Annotated in this window: 14 protein-coding genes and 1 tRNA gene; 5 read left to right on the plus strand and 10 right to left on the minus strand. The window is 66.7% G+C overall.

Annotated features, from left to right (window positions below; all coding sequences use genetic code 11):
• Positions 1-8: 8 nt before the first annotated feature.
• Genes pknB through AC1DBX_RS11780 form a run of 7 tightly spaced genes read right to left on the minus strand, consistent with a single transcriptional unit; the run spans position 9 to position 9,756 of the window.
• Positions 9-1,982, minus strand: coding sequence for a Stk1 family PASTA domain-containing Ser/Thr kinase (pknB, locus tag AC1DBX_RS11750; protein WP_476931795.1), 1,974 nt, complete (start codon positions 1,980-1,982; stop codon positions 9-11).
• Positions 1,983-1,988: 6 nt separating this feature from the next.
• Entirely contained in the window at positions 1,989-3,833 is a 1,845-nt protein-coding gene (locus AC1DBX_RS11755; RefSeq protein WP_476931796.1) for a protein kinase domain-containing protein, read from the minus strand.
• On the minus strand, positions 3,830-5,287 hold the full coding sequence (locus AC1DBX_RS11760) for a peptidoglycan D,D-transpeptidase FtsI family protein (RefSeq protein WP_476850715.1): 1,458 nt from the start codon (positions 5,285-5,287) through the stop codon (positions 3,830-3,832). The genes AC1DBX_RS11755 and AC1DBX_RS11760 overlap by 4 nt, the downstream gene beginning before the upstream one ends.
• Complete coding sequence (locus tag AC1DBX_RS11765) at positions 5,284-6,729, minus strand: FtsW/RodA/SpoVE family cell cycle protein (protein ID WP_476931797.1); 1,446 nt, start codon at positions 6,727-6,729, stop codon at positions 5,284-5,286. The genes AC1DBX_RS11760 and AC1DBX_RS11765 overlap by 4 nt, the downstream gene beginning before the upstream one ends.
• A complete protein-coding gene (locus tag AC1DBX_RS11770; RefSeq protein ID WP_476931798.1) occupies positions 6,726-8,525 on the minus strand; it encodes a PP2C family protein-serine/threonine phosphatase in 1,800 nt (599 codons plus the stop codon). Before AC1DBX_RS11770 ends, AC1DBX_RS11765 begins: the two co-directional genes overlap by 4 nt.
• Positions 8,526-8,527: 2 nt before the next feature.
• The gene (locus tag AC1DBX_RS11775; protein WP_018775647.1) at positions 8,528-9,010 is read right to left on the minus strand and encodes an FHA domain-containing protein FhaB/FipA; all 483 of its coding nucleotides are present in this window, start codon (positions 9,008-9,010) and stop codon (positions 8,528-8,530) included.
• A complete protein-coding gene (locus AC1DBX_RS11780; RefSeq protein WP_476870300.1) occupies positions 9,007-9,756 on the minus strand; it encodes an FhaA domain-containing protein in 750 nt (249 codons plus the stop codon). Before AC1DBX_RS11780 ends, AC1DBX_RS11775 begins: the two co-directional genes overlap by 4 nt.
• 384 nt (positions 9,757-10,140) lie before the next feature.
• On the opposite strand from AC1DBX_RS11780, the gene AC1DBX_RS11785 reads away from it, so the two are divergent.
• A tRNA-Leu gene (locus AC1DBX_RS11785) sits at positions 10,141-10,223 on the plus strand.
• Between the two features lie 209 nt (positions 10,224-10,432).
• Here the strand turns inward: AC1DBX_RS11785 and AC1DBX_RS11790 are convergent.
• Positions 10,433-11,125 carry a TetR/AcrR family transcriptional regulator gene (locus AC1DBX_RS11790; protein WP_476850718.1) on the minus strand — a complete coding sequence of 231 codons (693 nt, stop codon included), beginning with the start codon at positions 11,123-11,125 and terminating at the stop codon, positions 10,433-10,435.
• Positions 11,126-11,319: 194 nt separating this feature from the next.
• Between AC1DBX_RS11790 and AC1DBX_RS11795 the strand changes: the two genes are divergently transcribed.
• The 4 genes from AC1DBX_RS11795 (at position 11,320) to AC1DBX_RS11810 (ending at position 15,880) form a co-directional block, all read left to right on the plus strand.
• Complete coding sequence (locus AC1DBX_RS11795) at positions 11,320-12,708, plus strand: flavin monoamine oxidase family protein (protein WP_476931832.1); 1,389 nt, start codon at positions 11,320-11,322, stop codon at positions 12,706-12,708.
• 54 nt (positions 12,709-12,762) lie between these two features.
• Positions 12,763-13,722: a universal stress protein gene (locus AC1DBX_RS11800; protein ID WP_459383496.1), complete on the plus strand. Its 960-nt coding sequence runs from the start codon at positions 12,763-12,765 to the stop codon at positions 13,720-13,722.
• A 14-nt stretch (positions 13,723-13,736) separates the two neighbouring features.
• Positions 13,737-15,269 (plus strand): APC family permease, encoded by a 1,533-nt coding sequence (locus AC1DBX_RS11805; RefSeq protein WP_476931833.1) that lies wholly within the window; start codon positions 13,737-13,739, stop codon positions 15,267-15,269.
• Positions 15,270-15,397: 128 nt separating this feature from the next.
• Positions 15,398-15,880 carry a pyridoxamine 5'-phosphate oxidase family protein gene (locus tag AC1DBX_RS11810; protein ID WP_230008243.1) on the plus strand — a complete coding sequence of 161 codons (483 nt, stop codon included), beginning with the start codon at positions 15,398-15,400 and terminating at the stop codon, positions 15,878-15,880.
• Between the two features lie 111 nt (positions 15,881-15,991).
• Here AC1DBX_RS11810 and AC1DBX_RS11815 read toward each other — a convergent pair whose 3' ends face one another.
• Both AC1DBX_RS11815 and AC1DBX_RS11820 read right to left on the minus strand, forming a co-directional pair.
• Positions 15,992-16,630 (minus strand): NADPH-dependent F420 reductase, encoded by a 639-nt coding sequence (locus tag AC1DBX_RS11815; RefSeq protein WP_476931799.1) that lies wholly within the window; start codon positions 16,628-16,630, stop codon positions 15,992-15,994.
• A gap of 53 nt (positions 16,631-16,683) precedes the next feature.
• Positions 16,684-17,316, minus strand: coding sequence for a hypothetical protein (locus AC1DBX_RS11820; protein WP_230008241.1), 633 nt, complete (start codon positions 17,314-17,316; stop codon positions 16,684-16,686).
• Positions 17,317-17,493: the final 177 nt, after the last annotated feature.

The following is a 17,493-nucleotide window of genomic DNA, read 5'->3' on the forward strand; positions in this document are numbered from 1 at the left end:
CGACCGGGTTAGGGGAACAGTCCGCCCAGGGCCGCGTCCTCTTTGGACGCGCTCTTCGTCGGCGTCGGCGTGGGCGACGGCGGGGGCGGCGGCGGCGCCGGTGCCTTCGCCACGGTCACGGTAATGGTCTTGCCCTGTTCGACGAGCGAATCCGCGGCATCGGCCTGGCCTGTCACCTTGCCCGGAGCCACCTGGGAGTTCTCCACCTCGGTGGCCTTGAGCACCAGGCCCTGTTCCTTCAGTTTCGCCTCCGCCTCCGCCAGCGGCAGCCCGATCAGCTGCGGCACAGCCACCTTGCCGGTGGAGACGACGATTTCGACCGCGTCCGCCACGGCCACAACCTGGCCCGGGGCCGGGTTGGTGGTGATGACAATGCCGACCGGAACGGTGGGGTTGTTGGACATCTTGGTGGTGAGGGCGCCAGTCAGCCCCGTTTGGTGGAGAAGATCGCGGGCTGCCGCCTCGGTCCGGCCGGGCAGGTCCGTCGGGATGGTGATCGCGCTGGGGCCCTCGGAGATGTTGAGGATGATGTCCGAGTTGGCGTCCATGGAACTCCCCGACGTCGGCACGGTGCCAATCGCGGTGCCTTTGGGAATGCTCTCGTGCTGCAGCCGTTGGAGCTGTGGCTTGAAACCTGCGTTGTACAGCCTTTGCAGGGCCTCTGATTCCGTCAGGGACGTCACCGTGGGAACCAGTACCTTGGTTGCCTGCGGCGGGGCCTGATTCATGAGGTTGTACAGCCACAGGCCGCCGCCGGCCAGCACCAGCAGTGTGAGGACCACGAGCGTCGCGATCCAGGTGCGGCGGCGCGTCTTCTGGCGCGGGGTGTGCTCGCGTTCGACCGGCAGCGCCAGCGGCAGGCTGCCGGTGTCCGCAATGCCATAGAGTTCGGTGCCAGCCGGCTGCAGCACTTCCTCGTCGTCGGGTATTTCTTCGGCGGGCCGCAGCCGGCCGCCGGGGGAATCGTCGAGGAACTTGGCGCCGGTCAGGGAGAAAGCTGCCGTGGGCGCCAGGGGGTCGTGCCGGGGAACCTCGTTGGTGGGGTCGGTGGGGGCCTCGCTGGCGGACGGCGCCGTCACCGGAACGCCGCTGCGCGCGGCCCGCAGGGCGCGGCGGAAGGCGGCGGCGTCCTGGAAACGGTCTGCGCGGTTCTTCTGCAGCGCCTTCATCAACACGCTGTCCAGCGCGGCGGAGACTTCGGGATTGAGGCTGCTGGCGGGCTCGGGGATCTCACGAACGTGCTGGTAGGCCACGGAGACGGGGCTGTCGCCGACGAACGGCGGCCGGCCGGTCAGCATCTCGTAGAGAAGGCATCCGGCGGAGTACAGGTCGCTGCGCGCGTCGACGGCTTCGCCCCGGGCCTGTTCCGGGGACAGGTACTGCGCCGTGCCGACGACGGCCTGCGTCTGTGTCATGGTGGCGGACGAATCCGCAATGGCGCGGGCGATTCCGAAGTCCATGACCTTGACGCTGTTTGAATCGGGGCAAAACATGACGTTGGCGGGCTTGATGTCGCGGTGCACGATCCCGGCCTTGTGGCTGTAATCGAGCGCGGACAGCACGCCCAGGGTGAAGTCGATCGCCTGGTCGATGGTGACGTCCTTGGCCCGCACCATGTCGCGGATGGTCTTGCCGGAAACGAACTCCATCACGATGTAGGGCACCCGGACGCTGTCGTCGTGGTCACCGGGGACCGCGTGGTCCCCGGTGTCGAAGACAGCCACGATCGAGGGGTGGTTGAGTGCCGCGACAGCCTGGGCCTCGCGCTTGAAGCGGGCCTGGAACTGCGGATCCCGGGCCAGGTCCGGGCGCAGCAGCTTGACGGCCACGGTACGTCCCAGCCGGGTATCGAGGCCGCGGAAAACATCCGCCATGCCGCCACGGCCGATCAGCTCACCCAGCTCATAGCGCCCGCTGAGGACGCGCTGCGTGTTCGCCGGGCGTTCCTCCCTGTGCGACGGAGTGCGGGGTGTATTGCTCATGATCGTTTAGGGTCCGGACTTGGTAGGTGAAGGTGAAGGGGATGCGGCCGTGGCCTTGGCGAGGTGGTAGGTCACGACGCTTCCCGCGGTCACTTTGGACCCGGAAGGAGGCTGCGAGCTCACGAAAGTGCCCGGATCTTCCTTCTTGTTCGTGGGACTGACGTCGGCTCCCTTGGCCCAGCGCAGCCCTGCGTCCTGGATTGCCTGCTGGACTTCAGCCTCGCTGGCGCCCGCCTTGATGGACGGGACGTCGACCATTTCCGGGCCCTTGGAGTAGCTGACCGTGATGGTGGTGCCCGGCTGGACCGCACCGGAGGGATCGATGTTGGTGACGGTGCCTGGCGTCGCGTCGTTGACGACCTCGACACCGGTGACTTGCAGCCCCTTGCCAATCAGCTCATTGCGGACATCGTTGTACGGCCGCCCCAGGTAGGCGTCCGGGATCAGGTTGACCGCGGCCGGGGTGGATTCGGTCGGTGTCGCGGAGCTGGGCGTGGGGGTGGGGGTCTCGGTCGGGGAAGCCGACGACGCCGACGGCGTGGCACTGCTCGGTTTCGCGATGCTGGACGTGGCACTGCTCGTGGCCGGACCCTGCGAGGGGAAGAGGCTGCCGGCCTGGCTCAGGACCACACCGACCAGGGCGAACACCACCAGCAGGATCAGCGCAATCAGCGGCCACGTCCACGGGCTGCGTCCGCGGCGCTTCGGCTCCTCCTCCGGCTCGTCGTAGTCTTCTTCCTCCTCCTCCTGCACCCAGCTTCGCTCGGCCGCCAGGGCATCGGCGCGGTTGAGAGCGTTGCGGGCGCCGTAGCCGCTGGCTGCGGCAGCGCCGGCTGCCAGGCCTGCGGCCGCACCTGCACCGGCGGCGCCCACGACGGGCAGCGCGGACGTCGCCGACGTCGACTTGTCCTCCGCGGCGCTGGAGCCAATGACGCTGGTGGCCGCTGTGGGGACGTCGACGGGGGCCGTGATGGGCCCGGTGGCTGCCTCGAAAAGCAGCATGCCCGGTACGGCTGCGTGTGCGGCGGCGATATCACCGTTGCGGATGGCCTCGGCCGCCTCGGACAGCTTGATGGCGTCGGCCGGGCGGTTCTTCGGATCCTTGGCCAGCATGGACATCAGCAGGGCGCGGACGGGTCTGGGCAGTGTGTCCGGCAGGGGCGGAGGCGCATCGTTGACCTGGGCCAGCGCGATGGCGATCTGGGATTCCCCGGAGAACGGCCGGTGGCCCGTGAGGCACTCGTAGCCGATGACGCCGAGGGAGTAGATGTCCGAGGCTCCGGTGGCGGTCTGCCCCGTGGCCTGTTCGGGCGCCAGGTACTGGGCGGTGCCCATCACCTGGCCGGTCTGGGTCAGCGGAACCTGGTCGGCCAGGCGCGCGATGCCGAAGTCGGTGACCTTGACGCGGCCGTCGGGGGTGATGAGCAGGTTCCCCGGCTTGATGTCGCGGTGCACGAGGCCCTGGGCGTGGGCGACTGCCAGGGCCCGCGCCGTCTGGGCGATCATCGAAAGGGTGCGGTCCGGGGAAAGCACCTGTTCGTGCTCGATGATGCTGCTCAGCGGCTGGCCCGGAACCAGTTCCATGACCAGGTAGGCGGAACCCTCTTCCTCGCCGTAATCGAAGACGTTGGCGATGCCCACGTGGTTCAGCAGGGCGGTATGGCGTGCCTCGGCGCGGAAGCGCTGCAGGAAACCGGGGTCGCCCGTGTATTCCTCCTTGAGCACCTTGATGGCGACGATGCGGCCAAGGATCAGGTCTTTGGCTTTCCAGACTTCTCCCATGCCGCCGATCGCAATGCGCGTGGTCAGCTGGAATCTGCCGCCGAGGGTGATTCCCGAAGTAGGCCTCACTTATTCAACACCGCCTCAAAAATCTTCTTCGCGTTCGGACTGGTTAGGTTTGCGCCAGTGGTGATGTCTACGCCTTCCATGACGATGGTGACGGCCACTTGCGGGTCATTTGCCGGGGCAAACCCGGTAAACCAAGAATTGTTCAGGCCGTTGCCAAGTTCCGCGGTACCGGTCTTGCCGGCCACCTGGACGCCGGGCACGGCCGCACGGTGTGCGATGCCGTCGTCGACGACGCTGACCATCCACTCGTTGATCTGCCGTGCGATCTCCGGAGTCGTGGCGGTGCGCAGGGCCTGGGGTTTCGGTTCGTTGATCGTCCGCAGGTCGGGGGCGCGTACGGCCTTGATCAGGTTCGGCTGCATCTGCACTCCGTCGTTGGCGATCGCCGCCGTCATGGTGTTGATCTGCAGCGGCGTGGCGCGGACGTCGCGCTGGCCGATCGAGGACTGCGCCAGCCCGGCGTCGTCCAGCGGTTCGGTCGGGAAGAAGCTTGGGGCACTGTCCAGCTTGAGCTGGTCGCCGAAGTCCTGGCCGAAGCCGAATTTCTCCGCCTCGTCCGCGATGGCTTTCTGCTTCAGGTCCAGGGCGATGCTGGCGAACGGTGTGTTGCATGACTGCTGCAGGGCAAACGCGAACGACGCCGTCGTGCGCGTGTAGCAGTTGCCGCCCGCGTAGTTGGGCAGCTTGTAGTCGATGCCGGGGAAGGACATCTCGGCCGGGTTGGGCAGGTCGCTGTCCTTGTTGTACTTGCCCGATTTCAGCGCCGCAGAGGTGTCGATGAGCTTGAACACCGATCCCGGTGCCAGCAGCTCGCCCGTGGGTCCAGAGACGTTCTGGTTCAGGTTGATCCCGGGGACCTGGTTCAGCTCGGTGTAGTTGGCCTGTTCGGCGGCAGCGTCCTGGGTGGCAATCAGGTTGGGGTCATAGGACGGTTTGGACACCATGGCCAGGACCGCGCCGGTCTTCGGGTTGGTGACCACGATGTGCCCGCGAATGCCGTCCGGGATGAGGTCGTACGCCAGCTTCTGGAGCTTGGGGTCCAGGGTCAGCTCCACGGACGCGCCCTTGGGCTGGTTGCCGAGGAACAACTGGCCCACCCGGTCCAGGAACTGCTGGTCCGAGCTGCCGGCCAGGACATCGTTCATGGACTTCTCGAGTCCGGTGAGGCCGTAGTTCTTGGAGAAGTAGCCGGTGACGCCCGCGTAGAGCTCGGGCTGGGAGTAGGTCCGCTGGAATTTGCAGCTTTCCGTGGCGGGCACGGACTCTGCCACCGGGGTGCCGCCGACAATGATCGCACCGCGGTCGTTGCAGTAGTTCTGCAGGATGGCGCGCCTGTTCCAGGCGTTGGCCTTAAGCTCGTCGGCGCCAACCACCTGCACATAGCTGAGCGCGCCGAAGATCAGCACGAACATCGCGATGGCGGCAATCCATGAATTGCGGATGGCCTGGTTCACAGCTGTTTCACCGCCTCGGTGGGTGCGTCGGGACTGTTACGGGGATCCGGCGCCGGTTTGGCAGGCAGCACGGGGAAGTTCTTGCGCGCACCGGGTTCCTGGCCGGGCGGCAACGGCGTTGTATCCACCGGGCCGCGCGCAGAGTGCGAAATCATGAGCAGCAGACCCACAATGATCCAGTTCGCCAGGAGCGAGGACCCGCCGGCGGCGAGGAACGGCGTCGTAAGTCCGGTCAGGGGGATCAGGCGCGTCACGCCGCCGATCACCACAAAGCACTGCAGCGCGATCGCGAAGGAGAGCCCGGTGGCGAGCAGTTTGCCGAACGCGTCGCGGGTGCCCAGCGCGGCGCGGAAGCCCCGGGTGAACAGCAGCAGGTACATCAGGACGATCGCGAAGACGCCGATCAGGCCCAGTTCCTCACCAAAGGAGGCGATGATCATGTCGCTGTTGGCGAAGGGGACGAGGTTGGGCCGGCCCTGGCCGAGGCCGGTGCCGACCAGGCCGCCGTTGGCCATGCCGAACAGGCCCTCGACAATTTGGAGGCTGCCGCCGAACTGCCGGCCGTAGACCTCATCGGTGAACGCGTTGAGCCAGCCGTCGATCCGCAGGGCCACGTGCGAGAACACGCGGGCAGCGACGACGCCGCCGACGGCAATCAGCACGAGGCCGATGATAACCCAGCTGATGCGGCTCGTGGCGACGTAGATCATGACGAGGAACAGGCCGAAGAACAGGATCGAGGATCCGAGGTCACGCTGGAAGACCAGCACGCCGATGCTCACGAGCCAGGCGGTGATCATGGGGCCCATGTCCTTGAACCGCGGGAACTGCACCGGGCCGATCTTGCGGCCCGCCAGCAGGATGAGGTCCCGGTTCGACGACAGATAGCCGGCAAAGAAGATGGCCAAAGTGATCTTGGCGATTTCACCCGGCTGAAAGGTCATGGAACCGATCTTGATCCAGACGCTGGCACCCAGGACCTCTCCGGCGGAGACGCCGGGAACCAGCGGCAGGATGAGGAGCACGGCGCTGATGGCCAGGGAGATATAGGTGAAGCGGCGCAGGATCCGGTGGTCCTTGAGGAACCAAATGACCGCGATCGCGACCGCCATGGCCACCAGGGTCCAGCGCAGCTGGTTGTTGCCGGTGTCTTCGCCCACCCTGTCCAGCCGGTGGATCATGGCCAGGCCCAGCCCGTTAAGGGCGACCACGAGCGGAAGTATTACCGGGTCGGCATATTTTGCGCGGAGCCGCAGCACCACATGGAAGGCGAGGGCGGCCAACGCCAGGAGTCCGGACTGGAACCAGAAGTCGGTGTCAAACGCTTTTTGCCGGTCCACGCCCACGAGTGCCTGGGCACCAATCCCTACGGCGAGGGCGAGGACCAGGAGGACAAGCTCCACGTTTCGTCGTGGCCTGGGCACGGGGTCGATGGGTTTCATTTGGCCCCCTCGCAATTCGTAGTCGGGGTGGCGGATGGCGACGGCTTGGCCGCTCCAGGGGAGGCTGTGGCACTTGGCGACGCCGTGGAGCCCGGCTTGGCCGTGGTGCCGGGTGAGGGGGTGGCACCGGCGGCCGTCGCTGCGGGGGACGGGGTGAGGCATTCATCGGCCGGGGCGGTCGTGCCGGTGCGTTCCAGGTTTTTGACGATCCGCTGCGCGTCGTAGAGGTCGCGGGCGGGCACAGTCTGGCGCACCCGCTGCTGCGAAAATTCGGGAAGGTCGGACATCTTGATATCGGTTACCGCTTCGAGAGTGGAAAGCTGGATGGGCCCGAGACGCTGGGAGACGCCGTTGAAGATGGCCACATGCTGATCGTGTTCGCCGATGTAGTAGCGCGTCTGGGTCCAGGCGTAGCCAAGCCAGAGTCCGACGGCCAGCAGCGCGACGATCGCGGCGGCAATGGATACGGTAAGCCACCGGCGCGGCCGTCCGGCGGGCCTGAAGTCGTCTGCCTCCTCGCGGTCCTGTTCGGACTTGTGCGTGAGGACCGTGGCCGCGCGCCGGGCCACGGTGCGTCCGGCGATGGAAGGAATGGACCCTGATTCCGCCGCTGCGGCGGCGGCCCCGACAAGTTCGTGCGGGCGCATGGAGAGTTCTTCCCGCAGGACTTCGGCCGAGAGGTGTTCGCCCAGATGCGGGTCGGTGGTGGTCTCGGGTTCCTTGCCCTCGGCGGCCTTCTGTGTGGCGGCGGCCGGCGATGTGCCGTCGGCCGGGGACCCTGGGGCCGGGTCGGCCGGCGGCCCCGAGGCTCGTGCCGCGGCGGACAGCGCGGCGGACCCGGTGTCCTGGGCGGAGTTGTCCTTCTTTACGGACTCGCCGGGGGTTTTCGCGGCACCAACGGTGCTGCCGGCCAGGGGCCCGGCCAGGGGTCCGGCCGGGGCGGCGGGCGCTGACGTCCCGGCGGCCGCTGCGGGCGCGGGCACGACGTCGACGGCGGCGGTCCGGACGTCATCGCGTGTCGGCTCGGCGATGTCGAGTACCACCACGGTCACGTTGTCCGGGGCGCCGGCCTCCAGCGTGAGTTCAACCAGCAGTTCGGCGCATTCGCCCAGGTCCTTCGTCTCCCGGACGGTGCGCTCCACGACGTGGCCGGCCACATAGTTCAGGCCGTCCGAGCAGAGCAGCCATCGTTCCCCGGCCTGGACTGCTAGTGTGTCAAGATCCAGCTCCGGGCTGGCATCGACGTCGCCCAGCACGCGCATGAGGACGTTCTTGTGCGGATGCGTTTCGGCCTCTTCGGGGCGGAGCCTGCCCTCATCGATGAGCCGCTGGACAAAGGTGTGGTCGACACTGACCTGTTCGAACTCGCCGTCGCGCAGCCGGTAGGCCCGGGAGTCGCCGATGTGGGCGAAGTGGAGCTTTCCTTCGGCGAGGAGCAGGGCCGTGACCGTGGTGCCCATCCCGGCGAGCTTGGGATTCATGTGCACCAGTTCGGACAGCAGGGAGTTGGCCGTCTGGATTTCGTCGGCGAGCACGGTCCCGGCGTCGCCGTCGTAGTCGTCGTGGTCCAGGTGGATCATGTCCAGGACGGTCGCGGCGGAGGCGACGTCGCCGCCGGCATGGCCACCCATGCCGTCGGCGACGACGGCGAGGTGCCGGCCGACGTAGGCGGAGTCGTCATTCTTGGCGCGTATGCGGCCGACGTCTGACCGCGCGGCGTAGCGCATGATGAGCGGCCGCTTCGGGGCAGTTGGCTTGCCTTCGGCCCTGTCTGCGGGAAATTCCGGGGCAGCCACGGCTACGGCCTCAATTCGATGACCGTCTTGCCGATTCTCACGGGGACGCCCAGCTCCACCGGGAGGGCCCGGGTCAGCTGCTGGTCTGCCAGATATGTGCCATTAGTGGAGCCGAGGTCCTCGATGAACCAGCGGCTGCCCTGCGGGAACAGGCGGGCATGGCGGCCCGAGGCGTAGTCGTCCTCCAGGACCAGGGTGGCTTCCTGTGCCCGGCCAAGGAGGATGGGGCTCGCCGCGAGGGCGATGGTGGTGCCCTTCAACGGTCCCTCGGTCACGATCAGCTGGCGGGCCTGTTGTTTGACGGGGGCGGGCGGCGGTTCGGCAAGGGAAGGATTCTTGCGCACCTGGCGTGCCGTGGGGGCACCGGCCGCCGCCTTGCGGCCGATCATCAGGTCGCGGCGCATGGCCGAGACAATGCTGAAGATCAGCACCCACAGGAGGATGAGGAACCCGAAACGCAGGGCCGTGATGGTCAATTCGCTCATGCGTGGCCGCCTGGGTGGGCGGGCAGTAGGCGGAAGATGATTTTGGTTCGTCCCATCATGATCGTGGCGCCGTCAGCAAGATCCGAACTGCCCACGATCTTTTGGCCGTTGACGTAGCTGCCGTTCGTGGAGCCGAGATCGATCGCCTGGGCCGTACCAGGCCCAGTCCGGATTTCCAGGTGGCGGCGCGAAACGCCGGTGTCGTCAATAAGGATGTCTGCTTCGGAGGACCGTCCGAGGACGATTGAGGGCGCGTTCAGCGAATAGCGCTGGCCGTCGATGTCCAGTACAGGCTGAAGCTGTGTCGGCTGGCGTGTCGGAGCCGCGGGTACGTTGCCGTGAATACCCGGCTGCGCCGGGACGGAAGGGGCGGAGGCTTTCTCGGTCCGCGAGGTGATGTCGAAATTCCCGGCGCGGTGCTCCTCATCGCGGCGGAAACTGATCCGGACCGGGCCCTGGAGGGTGTAGCCCTGGCTGCGGACATGGTTGATGACGACGTCGCACAGTTCCTCCGCGAGCGGTGTGCCCCATTCCTGGGCGCGCTGGAAGTCCTCGCTGCTGAGGAGTACGTCAAAAACGTTAGGGGCCAGGGTGCGTCCCGCGGCGATCGTGATGGCCTTGTTGTCCACCTCGGTGCGGAGGCGGCTCGCGATCTCGACAGGCTCAACCTGGGCGCGGGAACCGGTGGAGAAGACTCCGCGGACGGCCTTTTCGATGCCGCGCTCGACTTTGTCCAGCAATCCCATGGTCTTTCTCCTTTCCTGTTGGCTGCGGGGCAGCGTTCGTTCCGGAACTCGGTTTCCAACTTTTGCGAGCCCGCGCTCAGCGGACACTCCTACATCAGATACTACTGGGCGTGTCTGGGAATGGCCTCAACGGACGCCGCCGGGGCGACGTCAAAATGAGTGCCCGCCGCGCCCTGACGTGCGCGGACACCGCCGCCGGGACTGCCGCGGCGGGTCCCCGCTTGACGCCCGGCGGCGGGGCAAGCGTGGCCGGCAAACGACCCCATTCAGGGGGCTCTGGGGCTCGATTGGTGTTTTCCGGCAATTGTCCGTTATGCTTGATCTCGCTGCTTTTACGAGGTTGGCGGTCCGGGAAACCGGCCCTATCCGAGTGGAAGAAGTTGCGCGCGAGTGGCGGAACGGCAGACGCGCTGGCTTCAGGTGCCAGTGTCCGAAAGGGCGTGGGGGTTCAAATCCCCCCTCGCGCACGCAATCGAAAGAACCCCGGTCTTGGACCGGGGTTCTTTTGTTTAACCCGCACGGGGGCAGCCGGCGTCGGGGTTTCCCGGTTTCCCCACATTCGAAGGCTTCCTCCGGCGTGTTGCGCCGACCCGCCGGTGTGGGGCGGCGCCGGTCCGTCAAAAGTGGGGAAACTGCGCAGCAGCGGACCACGCGGCAAGACCACGCGGCAAGACCGCTAGGCTGCCCGCAGTGCCCCGAGCCCGGCGAGGAGTGCCTCGAGTCCCAGCTTGAAGGCGACGTCGGCCGGCTTTTCATGGCCTTCCTCGGCCAGGCGCTGGACGGCGGCGGTGAAATGCGGTGTCGACGCGGCCATGGTGCCGGAATCGAAGATGTCCGCGGGTGCCGTGACGTCGTAGGCGGAGCCAAAGATGAACGATTCGATCGCGACAATGGCCGGGACGATGCGCTCCTGCGGAAAGCCTGCGCGGCTGAAACCGGCACTGACGGCCTCATACATGGCCAGTGTCTTGGGCGCGTCGGTCACGGGCAGTACGGCAATGACGGGAATCAGCGGGGTGTGCTTGGAAAATACGTCGCGGTAGCTCCAGGCCCAATCCCTCACGGCCTGTTCCCAGTCCCCGGCCTCGAAGGCGGTGACGTCCACGAACGAGGTCAAGTGGTCCTGGACGAGGACCAGCACGTCCCGTTTGGACGAGACATGGTTGTACAGCGCCGAGGGAGCCACGTTGAGGGTCCTCGCCAGGGCAGCCATGGTGAACCCGTCGTAGCCGCTCTTGCCAATCAGCTGCAGGGCCGCCACGGTGATGCCGTTCTGGTCCAGCACTGCCGCGGCGGGCCGTCCCGCGCGGCGGCGGGGCCTGGCTGCGGGGCCGTGCGGATCGGCGGGGGCGCTGGTTGCTGCCGTCATTCCGGGCCTTTCTTCTCTGCTTGGCTTCTCGGTTTGGCTGGCGGGTTCGGGGTGAGCCCGTTCTGCCCCTACTTTACGGGCGAAATTCATTAGGCGGAGGGTCTTCCCCGAAGCGTGTGGAAGGTCTATCATTCTAAATGAACGCCATTCATTTTGTGGTCCGCATCACTCTAGCGGCCACGGGGAGGAACATCATGCTGGAACTTGACCGCGACGTCGTCATCGTAGGAGCCGGCCCGTCAGGCTTGACCGCCGCCCGCGAGCTGAAGAAGGCCGGACTCAGTGTGGCCGTGCTCGAGGCGCGGGACCGCGTGGGCGGCCGGACCTGGACCGACACGGTTGACGGGGCCATGCTCGAGATCGGCGGCCAGTGGGTTTCGCCGGACCAGACGGGGCTCCTGGGGCTCCTTGATGAGCTCGGACTGCAGACCTATTCCCGCTACCGCGACGGCGAATCCGTCTACATTGGCGCGGACGGCAGGCGCACCCTGTACACCGGTGACACCTTCCCGGTCAGCGAAACCACCGCCGTCGAAATGGACAAGCTCACGGCCCTGCTGGACTCCCTGGCCGCGGAGATGGCTCCCGAGGAGCCGTGGGCCCACCCCAAGGCCCGCGAGCTGGACACTATCTCCTTTCACCACTGGCTGCGGCAGAACTCAACAGATGAGGAAGCCTGCAACAACATCGGCCTGTTCATCGCCGGCGGCATGCTGACCAAACCGGCCCACGCCTTCTCCGCCCTGCAGGCCGTCCTCATGGCTGCCTCGGCGGGGTCCTTCACCAACCTCACGGATGAGGACTTCATCCTGGACAAGCGGGTTGTCGGCGGGATGCAGCAGGTTTCGCTGCTGCAGGCCGCGGAACTGGGCGACGACGTCGTCCTCGGCAGCCCGGTCCGCACCATCAACTGGGCCAATGACGCGAGCGGAGGCTACCGTGTCACTGCCGTCTCCGACCGGGCCACGGTGAACGCACGTTTCGTCATCATGGCCGTGCCGCCAAACCTCTACACCCGGGTGTCCTTTAACCCGCCGTTGCCCCGCCGCCAGCACCAGATGCACCAGCACCAGTCACTTGGCCTGGTCATCAAGGTCCACGCCGTCTACAGCAGCCCGTTCTGGCGCGAAGACGGCCTGTCCGGGACGGCCTTCGGCGCCGGCGCCATTGTGCAGGAGGTCTACGACAACACCAACCACGAGGACCCGCGCGGCACGCTGGTGGGCTTTGTCTCGGATGAGAAGGCCGACGCCATGTTCGAGCTCAGCGCGGAGGACCGCCGCCGCGCCATCCTCGAGTCGATTGCGTCCTTCCTCGGCGAAAAGGCCCTGGATCCCGAGGTTTACTACGAGTCCGACTGGGGTTCGGAGGAATGGACCCGGGGGGCTTACGCCGCCAGCTACGACCTTGGCGGACTGCACCGCTACGGCAAGGACCAGCTGACGCCGGTCGGGCCGATCTACTGGTCCTGCTCGGATCTTGCGGCCGAGGGCTACCAGCATGTTGACGGCGCCGTCCGGATGGGGCAGCTCACGGCGGCCCGGATCGTCGCTGCTGCGGACCGTGCGTCCGTCGCCTCGTAGAGAATCCCAACAATTCAGTTGAATGCAGTCCAGTTCAGTTAGGAGAGCGGCCAGATGCGTTACGTAGTGGGGTATTCAGCCAATGCCAGGGGCCATGATGCGGTCAATCTGGCCGTCTCCCTGGCGCTCGGGCGGGGGGCGAGCCTGGACCTTGTGCTGGTGGTGCCCGAAGTGCAGCAGTCCGGGCACGCCCTCGCGCCGAAGGCCGGCTTCGAAAATCTGCTCACCGAGCAGGCCCAGGAGTGGCTCGACCAGGCCCTGGCGCTGGTTCCATCCAGTGTCCCGGCGCAGGCACACATCCGCAGCCATGATTCCGACGCGCACGCACTGATCGAGGCGGCCGAGGAATTGGGCGCGGACATGCTCATCATCGGGGCCACCAGCACCGGACTCTTCAAACGGTTCACGATCGGGTCGGTGGCCAGTGCATTGCTCCACGCCTCGACCGTTCCGGTGGCCCTGGCACCGCACGGCTATCACCGCCAGGAGGCTCTGACCCGGATCAGTTGCGGGCTCGGAACCCGGGCCGGTGCGGAGAAGCTGCTCGAATTCGCCCTAGGCATGGCGTCGAACCGGGACGTGCCACTGCGGGTGGTGTCGCTTCTGGCCCTCGACGGCGACGCGGCCGATTCAGCCGACGCGGCCCGGGAGTATGCGGCCAAGTGCCTTGCCGACGCACTGGCTGCCGGCGGGCCGGCAGTCCCGGGGGAGGCGAAGGCGGAGGTCCCGGGGGAGGCCAAGACGGAAGCCCAGGTGGAGGCGAAGACGGAAATCGTCGTCGCCCACGGGCGCAGCATCGAGGAAGCCGTGGACCGCCTGGACTGGGAAGACGGCGAGGTCCTGTTGATCGGATCCAGCCGGCTTGCCAAGGGCCGGTCCATCTTCCTCGGCAGCACAGCGGGCCGCATTCTGCGCGCCCTGCCGGTGCCGATGATCGTGGTCCCCAGCGACTATGAACTCAAGCACCTCAATCATTCAGCGTCGAGTGACACCCCCCGAGAGGCACAACAATGAGCGCAGACCATGCGATGTCCAAGCCGTCGCAGACAGGACAGCACACAGGACAGCACACCGAACAGCAGCACGGACTGAGTGAGAAGGGCCTGAAAGCAGGATCGGTGGGGCTCATTGGCGCCGTCGTCATCGGCATTTCCTGTATCGCCCCGGCATACACCCTCACGGCCGCCCTGGGTCCCACCGTGGCCGAGGTCGGCGTGCAACTGCCGGCGATCTTCCTGGTGGGCTTTATCCCCATGCTGCTGGTGGCCTTCGGCTACCGGGAGCTGAACAACGCCATGCCCGACGCCGGGACCTCCTTCACCTGGGCGTCGCGGGCGTTCGGCCCCTGGATTGGCTGGATGGGCGGCTGGGGACTCATCGCCGCCACCATCATCGTGCTCTCGAACCTGGCCGCCGTAGCGGTGGACTTCTTCTACCTCATGCTGGCGCAGATCTTCGGCAATCCCGAACTCGCCGACCTCACCACCAACCTGCCGCTGAATATCGCGACCACGCTGGTGTTTATCGCCCTCGCGTGCTGGATCTCCTACCGCGGCATGGAAACCACCAAGACCGTCCAGTACGTTCTCGTGGGATTTCAGTTGCTGGTCCTCGCCTGGTTCTCGATCTCAGCGTTCAGCCACGTCGCCAACGGAACCGCCTTTGACGCCACGGCCATCTCCCCGGACTGGTTTAACCCGTTCGCCGTGGGATCCTTCTCCGCCTTCGCCGCCGGCGTTTCGCTGTCCATCTTCATCTACTGGGGCTGGGACGTCACGCTGACCATGAACGAGGAGACCAAGAACCCGGAGAAAACGCCGGGACGTGCCGCCACGATCACCGTGCTGGTCATCGTGATCATCTACATGACGGTTGCCCTGGCCACGCTGAGCTACGCCGGCGTCGGCGACACGGGGCTGGGCACCGGCAACCCGGAGAACCAGGGCAGCATCTTCGCCGTTCTGGCGGGACCGGTAATGGGCCCGTTCGCCATCCTGATGTCCCTGGCTATCCTGAGCAGCTCCGCCGCGTCTCTGCAGTCCACATTTGTCTCGCCGGCGCGCACCCTGCTGTCCATGGGCCATTACCGGGCGCTGCCGCAGAAGTTCGGCAGGATCAGCCCCACATACAAGTCGCCGAGTTATGCCACGATCGCCTCTGCCATCGCGGCCGCGGCGTTCTATGTCATCACCCGGACCACGTCGGAAAACGCACTGTGGGACACCATCACGGCCCTGGGTATGATGATCTGCTTCTACTACGGCATCACCGCGTTGGCCTGTGTCTGGTTCTTCCGCGCCGAGGCGTTCAGCGGAGCGAGGGCCTTCTTCTTCAAGTTCCTCGCGCCACTCCTGGGCGGCGTCATCCTGCTGGTCATGTTCGTCAAGACCGCCTACGACTCCATGGATCCCGCGTACGGATCAGGGTCGTCGATCGGCGGTGTGGGGCTGGTCTTCATCCTGGGCATGGGCGTCCTCCTGCTGGGCGTGGTGCTCATGCTGGTCATGGCCAAGCTCCGCCCCGAGTTCTTCAGGGGCCAGGTCCTGACCCGCGGGCACTGAGTCCACTGCCGGTTCAGGGAAGGTCCCGGGAAGGTCTCCGGCCGGCAGCCATTGGAAAGTAAGCACACTTACCAATAGGCTGTCCGGAGGGGGACCTTCCTCCGTTGGAACCAGAACGAGGTGAGAGCATGTCGGATGCCGAAAGCATCAGCAAGGTCACGGACATCATCAACGATTCGCACATCGGAATGTTCACCACCATCAACGAAGCAGGCGCGCTCGTCAGCCGGCCACTGGCCGTCCAGGAGGTCAAAGACGACGGCGACATGTGGTTTTTCACGTCGGCGACCACCTCTCAGGTGGCCCACATCCGCGCCAACCCGGCGGTGAACGTCTCCTTCGGCAAGCGCACCGAGTGGGTTTCGGTGGCCGGGACCGCTGAAGTGGTCACTGACCGGCAACTGATCCACGACATGTGGAATCAGGTGGTGGAGGCCTGGTTCCCGGACGGGCCGGACACCCCTGAGGTGGTCCTGCTCCACGTCGACTCGGACTCCGCCGAGTACTGGACCAGCCCGGGCGGCACGGCGGCCACCGTGCTGCAGTGGATCAAGTCCAAGGTGACCAACAGCCGGATGAGCGTGGGCAACAGCGGAACGGTCGAGCTGTAGCGCGCCGAACCCGGGCCACCGCCCGGTCTCACCGGTGGATATTGCCGCTCGATATCACCGCTCTGTATCACCGCTCAGAGCCGATGACGGCCGATCGGGACCGGACTGTTCCTAGTCGGTGATTTTCAGGCCGGTGCCCCAGTTGAAGGTTGGATACGCGGGGTTGGCCTGCAGCGCCATGACCAGCAGCATGAAGCCCTCGAGTTCTCGGGCGTGACGCAGTCCGCCCACCTGGAGCGGACGCAGCCCGGCGGCTTCGGCGAAGACCGCAACCTCGTTGCGGGCCTCTTCGGAGTCCGAGGCGATGAAGACATCCATCGGCTGGCCGCCGGCTGCCCCGGACCCGAGCGGGCCGGCAAAGGTGGTGTTGAAGGCTTTCACCACCCGTGCGCCCGGGAGCAGTTCGGCGATTTCCTCCGCCGCCGACGTCCCCGGGGCGACCACCAGCGAGTCGAAGGTTTCGGTGTCAATCGGATTGCTGATGTCCACCACCGTCTTGCCGCTGAGCGTGTCGCCGAAATGCGTGGCAACTTCCCTGGCCGGGCCGAAGTACAGCGCGAGGACGACGATGTCTCCCTCGGGAACCTCGCTCAGGCCGCCGGAGCTGGTGGTGCCGCCAAGTTCAGCAGCGAGCTTGGCGGCATTCTCCGGCGTCCGGTCCAAGATCTGGACGGAGCGCCCGGCGGCGACAGCCCGGGTTCCGATCGCCCGTGCCATATTGCCGCTGCCGATGATCGTGATGTCAGTCATGATGGAACCTTTCCAAGGTGGCCGCGAACTGCCGGATCGGCAATTCCGGGGAATCAGCCGTGCGCGTGGTCCGGGCCAGGCGGCCCGGCGGCGCTGACGCCGGCCGCGCGTTCGGCGGCAGCGAGGGCATGTTCCAGCCGTTCCACGGCCGGGGCGTAGGCGGCATCGGTGCAGGCGCGGTCCGTACGGCCGCCGAGGCCCTCGGCGGCCTTGATCGCCCGGATCAGTGCCGCGGTTTCTGGTTGCCGGGTATCGCTCATCGCGGGATAGTCAATCGAGAACCCCGGATCCAGTTCGTACCGCTGCCATCGGGCGAGGGCGCTCCGGTGCCGTGCGGCGGCCGCCTCGTTCAAGAGCCGGGTTTCCCGGCTGGCCCGGCGGGCTTCCTGCCGGCGGAGCAGCCGGGGTGCCGCAGCGACGGCCGCCAGGGCAGCCCCCGCGGCCAGCATCCCGAGCGCCAGGCCGGCCCAGGGCCATGTGGAAGAGGCCAGGACGATGGCGGGCACAATGACGGCGAGTCCGGCGAATGCGTCCCAAAACGCGCCGTCCGCGCCTTCGGAAGGCCCGTCGTCGGCCGCCAGGTGCTTGCGGGCGAAATAGACCGAGGCGAACGCTGCCCCGGCAACCAGAATGGCGAGGGCCAGGAACTGCCAGGCCGCGAGGGCGCCGGATAGTGAAAGCGTCATTGCACACCTCCCCGGAACGGTCCCGGGCGGGCGCTGTTCCGCTAGTTCCATTGGAATCCCTGGCGGCGGGGCCGTCAATGCCTGCCGGGCCGGGGCAATGCCCGGCGCCAGCGCGGACGCAAACCCAGGCGCCAGGGCCGGTGCGGAGGCCGCGTCGCGGTTCCTACGCCGAGCCTC

It is taken from the genome of Arthrobacter sp. 10N44_2 (assembly GCF_056394385.1).